The organism is Glutamicibacter sp. 2E12 (assembly GCF_050030965.1).
Classification (GTDB): Bacteria; Actinomycetota; Actinomycetes; order Actinomycetales; family Micrococcaceae; genus Glutamicibacter.
Genome location: NZ_CP188297.1, coordinates 3,453,717 through 3,467,686, shown reverse-complemented (window position 1 = coordinate 3,467,686; position 13,970 = coordinate 3,453,717). Strand labels below are relative to the sequence as shown.

The 13,970-nt window shown below is 65.4% G+C and carries 9 protein-coding genes; 3 read left to right on the top strand and 6 right to left on the bottom strand.

Annotated elements, in window-relative coordinates:
* The gene (leuS, locus tag ACP3TE_RS16295) at positions 1 to 2,490 is read right to left on the bottom strand and encodes a leucine--tRNA ligase (RefSeq protein WP_402696160.1); all 2,490 of its coding nucleotides are present in this window, start codon (positions 2,488 to 2,490) and stop codon (positions 1 to 3) included.
* 289 nt (positions 2,491 to 2,779) lie between these two features.
* Between leuS and ACP3TE_RS16290 the strand changes: the two genes are divergently transcribed.
* Complete coding sequence (locus ACP3TE_RS16290; RefSeq protein ID WP_426734268.1) at positions 2,780 to 4,654, top strand: hypothetical protein; 1,875 nt, start codon at positions 2,780 to 2,782, stop codon at positions 4,652 to 4,654.
* Between the two features lie 111 nt (positions 4,655 to 4,765).
* Here ACP3TE_RS16290 and glpK read toward each other — a convergent pair whose 3' ends face one another.
* The 3 genes from glpK to ACP3TE_RS16275 are packed head-to-tail and all read right to left on the bottom strand — an operon-like array spanning position 4,766 to position 8,771.
* Positions 4,766 to 6,286, bottom strand: a complete 1,521-nt coding sequence (gene glpK / locus ACP3TE_RS16285) for a glycerol kinase GlpK (protein WP_105658318.1) — start codon at positions 6,284 to 6,286, stop codon at positions 4,766 to 4,768.
* Positions 6,287 to 6,303: 17 nt separating this feature from the next.
* Positions 6,304 to 7,032 carry an MIP/aquaporin family protein gene (locus ACP3TE_RS16280; protein ID WP_105658317.1) on the bottom strand — a complete coding sequence of 243 codons (729 nt, stop codon included), beginning with the start codon at positions 7,030 to 7,032 and terminating at the stop codon, positions 6,304 to 6,306.
* Positions 7,033 to 7,091: 59 nt separating this feature from the next.
* Positions 7,092 to 8,771 carry an FAD-dependent oxidoreductase gene (locus ACP3TE_RS16275; RefSeq protein WP_426734265.1) on the bottom strand — a complete coding sequence of 560 codons (1,680 nt, stop codon included), beginning with the start codon at positions 8,769 to 8,771 and terminating at the stop codon, positions 7,092 to 7,094.
* 106 nt (positions 8,772 to 8,877) lie between these two features.
* Between ACP3TE_RS16275 and ACP3TE_RS16270 the strand changes: the two genes are divergently transcribed.
* Both ACP3TE_RS16270 and ACP3TE_RS16265 read left to right on the top strand, forming a co-directional pair.
* The gene (locus tag ACP3TE_RS16270; RefSeq protein WP_332486174.1) at positions 8,878 to 9,885 is read left to right on the top strand and encodes a sugar-binding transcriptional regulator; all 1,008 of its coding nucleotides are present in this window, start codon (positions 8,878 to 8,880) and stop codon (positions 9,883 to 9,885) included.
* Positions 9,886 to 9,895: 10 nt separating this feature from the next.
* A complete protein-coding gene (locus ACP3TE_RS16265) occupies positions 9,896 to 10,792 on the top strand; it encodes an alpha/beta fold hydrolase (RefSeq protein WP_388022082.1) in 897 nt (298 codons plus the stop codon).
* Here the strand turns inward: ACP3TE_RS16265 and ACP3TE_RS16260 are convergent.
* Together ACP3TE_RS16260 and metK are read right to left on the bottom strand one after the other, a co-directional pair.
* Positions 10,789 to 12,750, bottom strand: a complete 1,962-nt coding sequence (locus tag ACP3TE_RS16260; protein ID WP_388022084.1) for a primosomal protein PriA — start codon at positions 12,748 to 12,750, stop codon at positions 10,789 to 10,791. The two genes, ACP3TE_RS16265 and ACP3TE_RS16260, sit on opposite strands and share 4 nt — an antisense overlap.
* A 9-nt stretch (positions 12,751 to 12,759) precedes the next feature.
* A complete protein-coding gene (metK, locus tag ACP3TE_RS16255; protein ID WP_105658312.1) occupies positions 12,760 to 13,965 on the bottom strand; it encodes a methionine adenosyltransferase in 1,206 nt (401 codons plus the stop codon).
* Positions 13,966 to 13,970 lie beyond the last annotated feature (5 nt).

The window sequence follows — 13,970 nt, the reverse complement described above, 5'->3', positions numbered from 1 at the left end:
TTACGGGGCGGGAACCACGTTCACGAGCTTCGGCGCACGCACGATGACCTTCAGCGGCTCCTTGCCATCGAGCATCCGGATCACCGACTCGTGGGCCAGGGCCTGGGCGCGCAGCTGCTCCTCGGTGATGTCCACCGGAACCTCCAGGCGGGCACGGACCTTGCCCTTGATCTGCACCACCGCGGTGATGGTGTCATCGACCAGCAGCGACTCGTCCACTTCAGGCCAGGCGCTGGTGACCACGGAGGGCGCATAGCCCAGCGCTTCCCACATGTCCTCTGCGGTGTACGGGGCGAACATGCTCAGCAGCTGGGCGGTCACCGTGGCGGCCTCGCGCACTGCCGGGTCCGCTGCCCCGGCACCGGAGTCGATGGTCTTGCGGGTCGCGTTGACCAGCTCCATGGTCTTGGCGATGACCACGTTGAACTTGCCCGAATCCAGCAGCGCGGCGGATTCATGCACGGTGCGGTGGGTGACCTGGCGCAGCGCCTTGTCCCCTGCCGCGTAGTCCACGCCGGCCTCGCTGGTGGTGTCCTGGGCGATGCGCCAGGCGCGGGCCAGGAACTTCTGCGAACCCGATGGGGAGACATCGGCCCAGTCCACGTCGTCCTCCGGCGGGGAGGCGAAGACCATGGTCAGGCGTACCGCGTCGACGCCGAACTTGTCCAGCTGCTCGCCCAAATCCACGCCGTTGCCCAGCGACTTGCTCATCGCCTTGCCGCCGTTCAGGACCTGGCCCTGGTTCAGCAGCGCGGAGAACGGCTCGGTCGCGTCGATCAGGCCCAGGTCGTGGATGACCTTGGTGAAGAAGCGCGAGTACAGCAGGTGCAGGATCGCGTGCTCGACCCCGCCGACGTACTGGCCTACCGGCATCCAGTCGCGCACGGCCTTCGGGTCGAAAGGGCCCTGCGTGTACTGCGGGGAGACGAAGCGCAGGAAGTACCAGGAGGAATCCACGAAGGTGTCCATGGTGTCGGTGTCGCGCTTGGCGGCGCCGCCGCACTGCGGGCAGGCCACGTTGACCCATTCCTCGGCGGCGGCCAGCGGGGAGGTGCCCTTCGGGGCCAGTTGCTCGCCGCGCAGGTTATCGGGCAGGCGCACCGGCAGCTGGTCGTCGGGAACCGGGACCTCGCCGCAATCGGCGCAGTGGATGATCGGGATCGGGGTGCCCCAGAAGCGCTGGCGGGACAGCAACCAGTCGCGCAGGCGGAAGTTGATGGTGTGCTTGCCGGTGCCGGCAGCTTCCACGATCTCAATGGCCTTGGCGATCGCCTCGGTCTTCTCCAAACCGGACAGCTGCCCCGAATTGACCAGCTGGCCTTCGCCCGCGGTGGCGGTGCCGGTTTCGTTCGGGTCTTCCAGACCGGTTTCGACGACCACGCGTACTGGCAGGTCAAAGGCCTTGGCGAAGTCCAGGTCGCGCTGGTCGTGCGCAGGCACGGCCATGATGGCTCCGGTGCCGTAGTCGGCCAGCACGTAGTCCGCCGCCCAGACCGGCAGCTTCTCCCCGGAGAGCGGGTTGATCGCGTAGCGGCCGGTGAATACGCCGGTCTTCTCGCGTTCGCTGGACTGGCGCTCGATCTCGGACAGGGCCTTGACCTGCTCCTGGTATTCCTCCAAGGCGGCGCGGTGCTCATCGGTGACCAGTTCGCCAGCCAGCTGCGCGTCGGCGGCGACCACCATGAAGGTAGCACCGTACAGGGTGTCCGGGCGGGTGGTGAAGACCGGGATCTGCAGCGCAGGCTTGTCCTCGTGCGCTTCGATCCCGAAGGTGACCTCGGCGCCTTCGGAACGGCCGATCCAGTTCTTCTGCATCAGCAGCACGCGCTCAGGCCAATGGCCCTTGAGCTGCTCCATGTCCTCAAGCAGGCGGTCAGCGTATTCGGTGATCTTGAAGTACCACTGGTTCAGCGACTTCTTGGTCACCGCAGTGCCGCAACGCTCGCAAGCGCCATTGACGACCTGCTCGTTGGCCAGCACGGTCTGGTCCTTCGGGCACCAGTTCACCGGGTGGTCCTTGCGGTAGGCCAGGCCCTTCTCGTAGAACTTGTTGAACAGCCACTGGGTCCAGCGGTAGTACTCCGGATCCGAGGTGTGCAAGCGGCGATCCCAATCGGCGGAGATCGCGTAGCGCTTGAAGCTGGCGGCCTGGGTATCGATGTTCTTGTAGGTCCACTCGGCAGGGTGGGCATTGCGCTTGATCGCGGCATTCTCTGCGGGCAGGCCGAAGGAGTCCCAGCCGATCGGGTGCATCACGTCATAGCCGCGCAAGCGCCAGTAGCGCGCGACCACATCGCCCATGGCGAAGGCCTCGGCGTGGCCCATGTGCAGATCGCCCGATGGGTAGGGGAACATGTCCAGCACATAGCGGCGTTCGCGGCTGCCATCATCGGCGGGCTTGAACACCTGTAGTTCGTCCCACACCGGAAGCCACTTGGACTCGATGTCCTTGAAGTCGTAGGTCCTGGATTCGTTCGTCGATGATGTCACGCTGCTCTTCTCACACGCTTTGCGGAAAATTTCCGATAGGAAAAACTTGTTCTTGGTTCCAGACACAACAAAAGCCCCCAAATTTCCACTCGGGGGTACGGCCAACGGGCCGTGCTCAGGCTAGGTTGCGCTTCGGATTCATATCGCGATTCTATCGCATATCCCCTGCCCACGCGCGCATCGATGAAGCGCAAGATTGCACACAGCGGCAAACGCGGCGCCACCGCAGTTATCCACATCCCGCAGCTGCCCGCAGGGGCAGGAGCTTCCAGCGCCCGATCATGGAGCCATGAACGCGCCAGCCCTGATCGCCGCATTGCGCACCGCATGCCAGGCCCCGATGCACCTCGGACCGGCCTTGTCCGGTGCCATGGTGCTGCGCCTTGGCTACCTGTGCCTGGCCCTGTATGCCGCGCTGGGCAAGCTGGTGCGCGATGCGGGCGACCCGCGCCTGGTCCTGGCGCATCTGCAGCTCACCGAAAGGTTCGCCCAGCAAGTCCATTGCGAGCAACACGCCGGCGCACTGCATGCCGAGGCCACCGGCGCCCGGGCGCTGGCACTGGACAGCTACGCGGCCCTGCGTTTGCCTGCGGATGACCCCGACGCCATCAGCGACGGGCTCTTTGCCGGGGAACCGGACCTTGCCCCGGGGCGCTGCTGCTACAAGGACACCGCCCAGCTGCTGGCCGCATGGCTGGGCATCAGCTACTTCGAAGCCCAACGGCGCATTGCCGACGCGCACCTGCTCATTGGCCGGCGCACCCCCGATGGCGGCATCTGCGCGCCGCGTTTCAAGCATCTGGCCGAACTCTACGGGCAGGGCGCTGCCAACCGCCGGGCCATCGCTTCCGCCGCGCGGCGCCTTGAACGGCTCGAACCGCAGGACACCATCTTTGACGGCGTGCCCGTGCCGCTGCTGGCGCATGGCACCGATGGCCGCAGCCTGGACCAAGCCGCGGCCCACTCCCTGCGGGAGCTGGGCCCCGCCGCCGCGCAGAAGCAGATCAGCACCTCAATCAGGACCTACAAAGAACTGCACGGCAAGCAGCTGCCTCCCAAGCTCGGCATGTTCATCGGCCCGGTGAAAAACGGCGTGCATTTCTTCTCGCTGCGCACCGATGCCACCGATGCGCAGCTGGTTCATTCGGTGCTCACGCAGGCCGGCAACCCACGAACCAAGGCCGGCCGGGCCGATCGCGATCCCCAGCAGCAGCGCCCGGCGGGTTCGGGATCCAGCGCCAGCGGCGGCCCGCGAGAGGGCCAGGACTCCCAAGCGGACCAGGAGTCCACGGCAGGCCAGAACGCTGGCAACGGAAGTGGAGCCGCACCCGAGCCGCCGTCGTGGCTGCGCAGCGATCAGCCCATGCCGCCGTGGGCCGAAGAGGAACCAGAAGCTCACGATGGCCAGAACCCGGACGGCGGCCGCACCGCAAAGCAGGCAGAGGCCCAAGGCGAACCGCAAGACGGGGCGCAAGACGAGCCGCACCTGCAGGACTCCCCCGCCGGGCAGCCCGATGTGCATCGTCGCCGGCTCAACGCGTTCATGGCGCTGTTGCGCGCACCATTTGCTGGCGGCGATCGAAAAGTCGTCATCCCGAAGTTCGTGGTCTACCTGTGGCTCGCGGATCTGCAGAACCTGGCGGACGCGCACGGCATGACCGCAAATGGCATCGACATCCCGCCCGGAGAACTCCGGCAGCTGCTCGCCAGGGCGAACATCATCCCGATGGTCCTCGGCGGCAACAGCCAAGTGCTGGATATGGGGCGCAAGATGCGCTACCACAAAGGCCGGATCCGCGAAGCGATCATGGCCCGGGATCGCGGCTGCATCGTGCCCGACTGCACCGCGCCGCCGGATCATGTCGAAACCGACCACTACCAGAAGCCCTGGTCCGAAGGCGGCGAAACCAGTGTCTGGTCCGGGGCGGGAATGTGCACGTCCGATCACCACAAGCGCCATGCCGGACAGCTCGAGGTCGTCGATGTCGATGGGCTGCCGCACGTGGTCATGCCTGCACATGTCGATCCGGAGCAAAAGCCCCGCCGCAATACCTATTGGGACGCCCGGCAAGCCGGCGAGTCCCCCGCGCGCCGCAGACCCGCCGCGCAGGAAACCGCGCGTCCAGGCCAGGAGGACACCATTGAGGCCGCATCGGGCGATTGAGGCGATTGAGCTGCCCCGCGGGTTAAACCGGCAACGCCCGAACCACCCATCCGGGTGATTCGGGCGTTGCCGGTTGCGGCCGGCTCGGAACCGGCCAAGCCACGGTTGCGCTTAGGCCTTGGTATCTTCGTCGACCCAGTCGAAGGTGCGGGTGACAGCCTTTTTCCACAGGCGCAAGCTGCGCTCACGCGTAGCCTCATCCATGGTTGGCTCCCAGCGCTTGTCCTCGGCCCAATTGTCTTCCAGTTCGCCCAGGTCCTTCCAGAAGCCAACGGCCAGGCCAGCAGCGTAGGCTGCACCCAGTGCGGTGGTCTCGGTGACCTTCGGGCGAACCACTGGCACGCCGAGGATGTCAGCCTGGAACTGCATCAGGGCTTCGTTGGCCACCATGCCGCCGTCGACCTTCAGTTCGGTGAGCGGAACCTCTGCGTCGGCGTTGACCGCATCCAGGACTTCGCGAGTCTGGAATGCGGTGGACTCCAGGGCCGCACGGGCGATGTGGTTCTTGTTCGCATAGCGGGTCAAGCCCACGATCGCGCCACGGGCATCCGAGCGCCAATATGGTGCGAACAACCCGGAGAAGGCCGGAACGATGTACACGCCGCCGTTGTCCTCCACCTTGGCTGCCAGTTCCTCGATCTCCGGAGCGGTAGCGATCATGCCGATATTGTCGCGCAGCCACTGGATCAGCGACCCGGCCACGGCAATGGAACCTTCCAAGGCGTACACCGGTGCGTTCTCGCCCAGCTTGTAGGCCATGGTGGTCAGCAGGCCGTTGGTCGAATTCACGATCTCTGTGCCGGTGTTGAAGATCAGGAAGCAACCGGTGCCGTAGGTGTTCTTCGCGGTACCTGCGGTGAAGGCCGCCTGGCCGAAGGTCGCCGCCTGCTGGTCGCCCAGGATGCCTGCAACGGGCACCTCGCGCAGCAGCTGGTTGGTGTGCACGGAGCCGTAGACCTCCGAAGAAGAGCGGATCTGCGGCATCATCGAGCGCGGCACGCCGAAGTCAGCCAGGATCTTCTCGTCCCAGTCCAGGGTCTTGAGGTCCATGAACAGGGTACGTGATGCGTTGGTCACGTCGGTGACGTGCACGCCGCCGTCCACGCCGCCGGTCAGGTTCCACAGCACCCAGCTGTCGGTGGTGCCGAAGAGCAGGTCGCCTGCTTCGGCACGCTCCCGGGCACCTTCGACATTGTCCAGGATCCACTTGATCTTGGTGCCGGAGAAGTAGGTCGCCAGGGGCAGGCCAACGGTCTGCTTGTAGCGTTCCAGGCCGCCATCGGCTGCCAGTTCGTCGACGATGTCCTGGGTACGGGTGTCCTGCCAGACGATCGCGTTGTAGACGGCTTCGCCGGTGTTCTTATCCCACACCACCGCGGTTTCACGCTGGTTGGTGATGCCGACGACCTCGATGTCGTGGCGGGTCAGGTTGGCCTTGGACAGGGCCTGGCCAATCACTTCGCGCACGTTGCTCCAGATTTCGGCTGGATCGTGCTCGACCCATCCGGCAGCCGGGAAGATCTGCTCGTGTTCCTTCTGGCCTACCGAATGCACCTCACCGGCGTGCGTGAAGACAATTGCGCGGGAGCTGGTCGTGCCTTGGTCAATGGCGATGACGAATTTTTCACTCATGATTCACTGCTCTCTTTCTAGAACATTGGCGCGGCGGCAAGTCCGCCAAGGATACCGCCGATGGCTGGACCAGCCAACGGAACCCACGAGTAGGACCAGTCGGAGGAGCCCTTGCCCTTGATCGGCAGGATGGCGTGGGCAATTCGTGGACCGAGGTCGCGGAACGGGTTGATGGCGTAGCCGGTGGCTCCACCCAGGGACAGGCCGATGGCAACAACCAGCAGGCCGACAGCCAGCGGGCCAAGCTCGTGAGGAGTGTGCCCCAGTCCGGCGATCACGAACACCAGGACGAAGGTGCCGAAGATTTCCGAGACCAGGTTCCAGCCGTAGGAGCGGATGGCCGGTCCGGTGGCGAAGACGCCCAGCTGCGTGCCCGCGTTCTGCGGATCATCCAGGTGCTTCTTGTACGACAGCCAGGTGCCCACGGCACCCAGGAAGGCGCCAATGAACTGCGCCGCGAAGTAGAGCAGCGTATTGGCCATGGTCTTGGCGACGCCGGGGGCGTACTCGGCAACGTCCGGGTTGACCAGCAGGCCCAGGGTGACTGCCGGGTTCAGGTGGGCTCCGGAGATCCCAGCTATCCAGACGCCGCAATAGACGCCCAGGCCCCAGCCGAAGCTGATGGCTACCCAGCCCGCGGCGCTGCCGAGAGTGCCTTTCAGGGCGACGTTCGCGCAGACGCCGCCGCCCATCAGCAGGAGAATGAAAGTGCCGGCTAATTCGGCGAGAAACACGTGAGTGGACAACGTTGACCTCTTAGTGGTTTCGAGTGCCAGCGGCGCCTTGCCGCCGGCCTGGATGCAGGTTAGACCAGGGTGACTCCGTGGGTTTCTGCGAGTACCGAGAGCGAATGGTCGATCTCGGCTTGGGTCTGGGACTGGTCCCAACCCATCGGCTCTGCAAGGCAATTAGCTGCCTCGATTACCAAATCCTTCGTGACCAGGCCGCGGAAGGCCAGGTTGGTGCGGCGGATGAAGACATCGATCAACCGGCCCACCTGCTCTTGGTTCGCCATGTAGGCCAACTCCTGGCAGGACAGCTCGTTGGTGTGCTCTAGCATGGTTTCGTTGCCGCCGATGATTTCCAGCAGGGCATCGGCTCCGGTGCCGTAGCGTTCGAGCAGCACGCGCAAGCGTTCGCGGCCGGCCTTGGACTCGCGCGCGGCATACCAAGCGGCGAGTTCGCCCTCGTTGGCCGGGAAGTTCTTTCCGCCACCGATGGCTACGCCGGCGGTGGACTTCACTTCACGGGCGCCGAGGAATTCCAGGGCCTTTCCGCCGAGGTTCTCGCTCAGTGCGCGGAAGGTGGTCCACTTGCCGCCGATCAGCGAGAGCATGGTGGTCGCGTCGGTCAGGCGGGTTTCCTTGATCTGGTAATCGCGGGATACGAAGCCTGGCGCGGTGTCGTCATGGCTGGGCAGGGGGCGCACGCCGGAGAACTTGTAGACGATCTGTTCCCTGGTGGCCTTGATGCCCGGGAAGACATGGTGGACCAGCTCGAAGAAGTAGTCGACTTCCTGGTCGGTGCATACCGCTGGCTCGTTCATGTCGTGCTCGAGGTCGGTGGTGCCGACCAGCACGCGGCCGAGCATCGGGTAGATGAGCACGATTCGGCCGTCTTCATGCTCGAAGAAGATTTCGCGGCCTCCGGTAGCGGCGAGCAGTTCCGGGTGATCCAGCACGATGTGCGAACCCTTGGTGCCGCCGGTCCACTTGGTATCGCGGCCCAGGTCCTTGTTGGTCAGATCCACCCACGCGCCGGTGGCGTTGATGATGACATCGGCGTCGAAGTCGAATTCTTCGCCGGAGAGCATATCGCGCAGCTTCGCGGTGCCGCCGTCGACGCCGGCCAGCTCAACGTAGTTGCTGGCGCGGGCCTCGTCGTTGGCGTTCAGGCCTTCACGCAGCACATCCAGGGTCAGCCGCTCGGGGTTGTGCACCGAGGCGTCGAAATAGGTGGCGGTGTACTTGACGTCATCGCGCAGTGCTGGCAGATCCTGGCGGGCAGCCTTGCCGGCCTTGAAGTTATGCCAAGGGGTGTTGCGTCCGCCGATCCCTGCGAACACGTCGTACATGATCAACCCGGCCTTGATCAACGCCGCCCCGCGTTCGGTTGGCTTGCCCGACTTGTGGGACAGGAAGCGCATCGGTGCGCTGAGGATGCCGGAGAAGGTGGAGAAGATGGGAATGGTGGTCTGCAGCGGCTTCACGTAGTGCGGAGCGATCTCCAGCAGCGAGTTGCGCTCCTGCACCGACTCGTGAACCAGGCGGAACTCGCCGTTCTCCAGATAGCGGATTCCGCCATGGATCATGTGCGAGCTGGCACCCGAAGCGCCCTGGCAGTAATCGCCGCGCTCGATCAGGGCTACATCAATCCCCTGCATGGCCAGGTAGCGGAAGGTCGCTACGCCGTTGATGCCACCGCCAACAACCAGAACCTGCGCCTGCGGACGTTCGCGCAGTTTGGCTAGCTGTTCCCGAATCACGATTTGTGCCCCTTATGTAAATATTGAATGAGTCTGAAGCTAGTCTTGTTACTGAACGGCAAAGCGGTCAAACAAAATGCACAAACGTGCAGAAGTGGTCTGAATCATGATGAAATCCTCGTCCGGGGGCACCTACAAGCGGGCAACGACTGGCACATCTGTGCACAGCACCCCCAAGGCGAAGGATGCGCTGCGCGCCGCCCAGCTGTATTACCTTCAGGATATGAAGATGGAAGTGATCGCCAAGGAGCTGGGCACCTCGCGGTCCACGGTCTCCCGGTTGCTCACCCACGCCAAGCGCACCGGCATGGTTTCGATCAGCATCTCCCCCAGCGCCAACATGTCGGCGCTGCTGGGAAACCAGCTCTCCGAGCACTACGGGATCAGCTTCAACGTCGTACCCACCGATGGCAACATGGATGACTCCGAGCTGCTGGCCCGGGTCTCTGCGCACGCGGCCTACCTGCTCGGCGGCATGGTTTCCTCCTCGATGACGGTGGGTGTTGCCTGGGGATCGACCATGCAGTCGGTGTCCACGGCGCTGGGCTCCCACCCGACCCATGACACGAAGATCGTGCAGCTCAATGGAGCGGCTAATCCGGTGACCAGCGGCGTGCGCTATGCCAGCGACATCCTCACGCGTTTCGGCCAAGCCTTCACCGCCCGCACCGAGCAGTTCCCGGTCCCGGCCTTCTTCGACCGGGCCTCCACCCGCGACGCAATGTGGGAGGAAACATCGATCCGCCGGGTACTGCAGGTGCAGAAGGAGATGAGTCTCGCGGTATTCTCCCTGGGCTCGGCCGGCTCCGCCGTGGCTTCGCAGGTCTACCGCGGCGGCTACCTGACCAAGGCGGAAACCCAAGAGCTCAACGAGATCGGCGTGGTCGGCGACGTGGCCACGGTGTTCTTCGACAAGGACGGGAACAGCTCGAACATTTCGCTTAATGCCCGCTCCACCGGCCCGAACCTCGATGCCCTTCGCAAGGTGCCGACCCGTTTCTGCGTGGTCGCCGGCCGCGGCAAGCTCCAGGCCGTGCGTGGTGCGCTCAAAGGCGGGCTGATCACCGATCTGGTGATCGACGAGGGCACCGCCCTGGCGCTGCTGGACGGGTAGGGTTAAAGCCATGGCCCCACGACAGCAGCTAGTGACCACCCATCATTTGAACGGTGCAGAAATCCGGGTCTACACCCACCCGGCCCAGCAGCCCTCCCGCGGGGTGATCTACGCCGTGCATGGTTTCCGCGGAGACCACCACGGGCTGGCGCGCATCGTCTCGCACCTGGAGCACTACACGGTGATCGTTCCCGATCTTCCCGGCTTTGGCACTTCGACCTCGATGGCGGATCTGCCCCATGACGTCGAGGGGTACGCTGCGGTGCTCAATCAGCTGGCCGAAGAGCTGCAACTGGAATCCTCCGTGCACCTGCTGGGGCATTCCTTCGGCTCGATCGTGGCCGCCAAGCTGGCCACCGTCCGCGGCTTTGCCTCGCTGGTATTGCTCAACCCGATCTCCGAGCCGGCGTTGGAGTCCGACCAGGCGCTGCTGGCCAAGCTCACCAGCGGCTACTACGAGGTGTGCGCCAAGCTTCCGGCCCGCATCGGCGAACCGCTGCTGCGTTCCAAGCTGTTCAGCGATGCCATGAGCCTGGTGATGACCAAGAGCAGGGACCCGGAAATCCGCCGCTACGTGCGCGAGCAGCACCGCGCCTACTTCGGCGGCTTCCACTCGCGGGCCACCTTGGCCCAGTCGTACCGCGCCTCGGTCAGCGCAACGGTCGGGGACTACTCCCCTGCGCTCGGCTTGCCGACGCTGATGGTCGGCGGCCTGCAAGACGAACTGGGCACCGCGCAGACGCAGGAGGCGCTGCGGGCCAGCTTCGCCAACGCCCAACTGGTCATGCTCGAGAACGTCGGGCATCTGATCCACTACGAGAAGGCTCCCGAAACCGCCGCCGCCATCGATGGCTTCCTGCAGCTGCTGGCAACCGGCCAGGCCGAGGATCCCGCGGCGGGCTCCTAGAGCGCGTCGTCCGGGTCGATAGCGATATTCACGACCGGGTCCTTGGCCGCGGACATGCTCGCGCGCAGCTGGCGCAGGGCCATGGTCACCGCCGGCCCGTCGGAGTAGGAGAAGAAGAGCACGTAGCGGTGCTGGGCCGGGGGCCCGTCTATCACCGTCGGGCCGTGGATTTGCACGCACTGCCGGGTCTGCGGATCCAGGTTCGCGACCAGCCGTTCGGCGCCCAGGCCCGAAATCACTGCGCTGCGCACTGCCGGAGGCAACCCCACCTCGCGGCGCTCGGCCAATTCGCGTTCGGCAAAGCTCGCCGGGTCATAGCGCACCAGCGCGGCCCCGGCGGGGCTCGGATTGCCGGTGAGCACCACTACCCCGTCGGCACGCGCCATGGAAGCAGCGGTGAACCAGCGGGAGATGACTTCTTCGGGGTTGCGCAGCGAATCGTGGGCCATCATCTTGTCGGCATCGAGCAGCAGAACCGCGGCGTAGCCGGATTCGGCAAATGGTTCGACCCCTGGCGTAGCGACCACCAGCGCCGGTTTGCCGGGAATCTTGTCCACGGGTTTTGCTCCGGTGGAAGAAATAACGCTGACCTTGGGGAAGGCCAGCCCGAGTTCTTCGGCGGTGCGGTCGGCGCCGATGCTGGCGGCCCGGATCCTCGGTGAGGCGCAGTGCACGCACCGGTAGTCGTGGTACTGCTCGCCGCACCAGCGGCAAGCCACATGCGAGCCTTTGCCGGCGATGTGCAGCGGGCCTTGGCAGGCAGTGCAGCGCGCCGGGGTCCGGCAGTCCTGGCAGGCCAGCGCCGGCATGAACCCGGTGCGCGCCACTTGCACCAGCACCGGGCCGGATTCCAGGGCCTTGGTAGCTTCCCGCCAGGCCAGCGAAGGGATGCGCGCCCGGGCGAGCACCGGGTCGCGCTCGAGCTCGAAATCGTTTGTGGTGGCCACAATGCGGGCGGTTTGCGCACGCAACAGGTCGCGGGGAACCTTCAGTTCGGTGGCCCAGCCGGTCGCCACCAGGCGCTGGGCTTCGACCGAGCGCGATGGCGATGCGATCAGCAGGGAGATGCCTGCCTGCTGGCTGCGCAGCAACGCCACCTCGCGGCTGTGCTGGTAGGGTGCGCGCTGTTCGCGGTGCGATTGGTCCGCGTCCTGCCACACGATCATCAGTTCCAGCCCGGGCACGTGGCATAGCGCCGCCGAACGGGTGCCGATGACGATCTGCACATGCCCTCCGATGGCACGCAGGAAGTTGCGGTAGCGCGGAGTCGGCCCGTCGTCGGCCTGCAGCCGCGCATAGGATTCGGCGCCGAAGTGCTCATCGAGATAGCCACCCAGCAGCCGCAGGTCGCGCGCGTCGGGCACGATCAGCAGCACGCGCTTGCCGCGCTCAAGCACCGGACGGGCCGCATCCATCAAGAAACCTGGCCAGGCACCGTGGAAATTCGGCACCCAGGTGGCAACGGCGCGCAGGGTTTCGCCGCTTCCCCAGGCGTCAAGCGCTTGGGCGCCGTGCTCGTAGCGGGAGAGCTGGTTCGGGGCGTCGGGCAGCAACGGCGCGACGGTGGCCAATTCCTCTTTTTCGACCTTGGCCGCGCGGGCGGGCACCGCAAGACGCACCACATCCCACAGGGTTCCGGCATAGCGGGTCGCGATCTCCTGCGCGGCGGCCACAATTTCCGGGTACAGCGCCACCTGGGTGCTGACCAGCTTGGCCAGCGGCCGCAGTTTCATCTCTGGGGCGTGGTCCTCGAGCACCGCGACGATGAATCCGGAGAGCAGCTGCGGCCCGAAGGGCACCTTCACGCGCACCCCCGCCACGGCATCCTGGGCCATCGAGGGAGGAATCTCGTAATCGAAGAAGCGGTCCAGGTGCGGGACGGAAGAATCAATCAGCACCCGGGCAACCCGCTTGAGGCGGGCCGGCTCGGGTGCTGAGATGAGGGCGTCTTGCTGCACGCTCAGGTCCTAGGCGTTGAACCAGCTGCGCAGGGCCTCGACGCGGTCCAGCTTCTCCCAGGTGAAGTCATTGTCCTCGCGGCCGAAGTGGCCGTGGGCAGCGGTCTTGCGGTAGATCGGGCGCTTCAAGTCCAGGTCTTCGATGATGCCCAGCGGGCGCAGGTCGAATACCTCGTTGATGGCCTTGGTGATCTTGGCCGGATCAACGGTTTCGGTGCCGAAGGTCTCCACATACAGGCCCACCGGACGGGCCACGCCGATCGCGTAGGCCACCTGGACCTCGGCACGGCGTGCCAGGCCGGCGGCGACCACGTTCTTGGCCACCCAGCGCATCGCGTAGGCAGCCGAGCGGTCGACCTTCGAAGGGTCCTTGCCCGAGAAGGCGCCTCCGCCGTGGCGGGCGAAGCCGCCGTAGGTGTCCACGATGATCTTGCGGCCGGTCAGCCCGGCATCGCCGACCGGGCCGCCGATGATGAACGGGCCCGATGGGTTCAGGATGATCTTGGTGTTCGAGATGTCCAGGCCCGAACGCTCCAGGATCGGGGTCACAACCTCTTCATGCAGGTCGGCCTTCAGGGTCGCCAGCTCGTATTCGGCGGCGTGCTGGCTGGAGACAACCACGGTGTCCACAGAGACCGGCTTGTCGCCGTCGTAGCCAATGGTGACCTGGGTCTTGCCATCCGGGCGCAGCAGCGGCATGCGGCCGTTCTTGCGGACCTGGGTCAGGCGCTCGGACAGGCGGTGCGCCAGGAAAATCGGGGTCGGCATCAGCGAGTCGGTCTCATCCGAGGCATAGCCGAACATCAGGCCCTGGTCGCCGGCACCCTGCATGTCGCGGGGATCCTTGGCCGTTCCTTCGCGCGACTCCAGCGAGTTGAAGACGCCGTCGTGGATCTCCTGGGACTGCTGGCCGATCGACACGGACACGCCGCAGCGCGCACCGTCGAAGCCGTTGGCCGAGGAGTCGTAGCCGATATCCAGGATGGTCTTGCGGACGATCTCCGGGATCTCCACGTAGCCATTGGTGGTCACCTCGCCGGCAACGTGCACCAGCCCGGTGGTGGTCAGGGTCTCGACGGCGACCTTCGAGTCCGGATCCTGCGCCAGCATGGCGTCGAGGATCGCGTCGGAAATCTGGTCGCAAATCTTGTCCGGGTGGCCCTCGGTCACGGATTCCGAGGTGAAAAGACGAAGTTCAGGGGTTGTTGAAGTCACCGTAT

Coding starts and splice junctions, on each gene's coding strand:
- ACP3TE_RS16290 (WP_426734268.1), top strand. CDS start 2,780: ATGAACGCGCCAGCCCTGATCGCCGCATTGCGCACCGCATGCCAGGCC.
- glpK (WP_105658318.1), bottom strand. CDS start 6,286: ATGAGTGAAAAATTCGTCATCGCCATTGACCAAGGCACGACCAGCTCC.
- ACP3TE_RS16270 (WP_332486174.1), top strand. CDS start 8,878: ATGATGAAATCCTCGTCCGGGGGCACCTACAAGCGGGCAACGACTGGC.
- ACP3TE_RS16265 (WP_388022082.1), top strand. CDS start 9,896: ATGGCCCCACGACAGCAGCTAGTGACCACCCATCATTTGAACGGTGCA.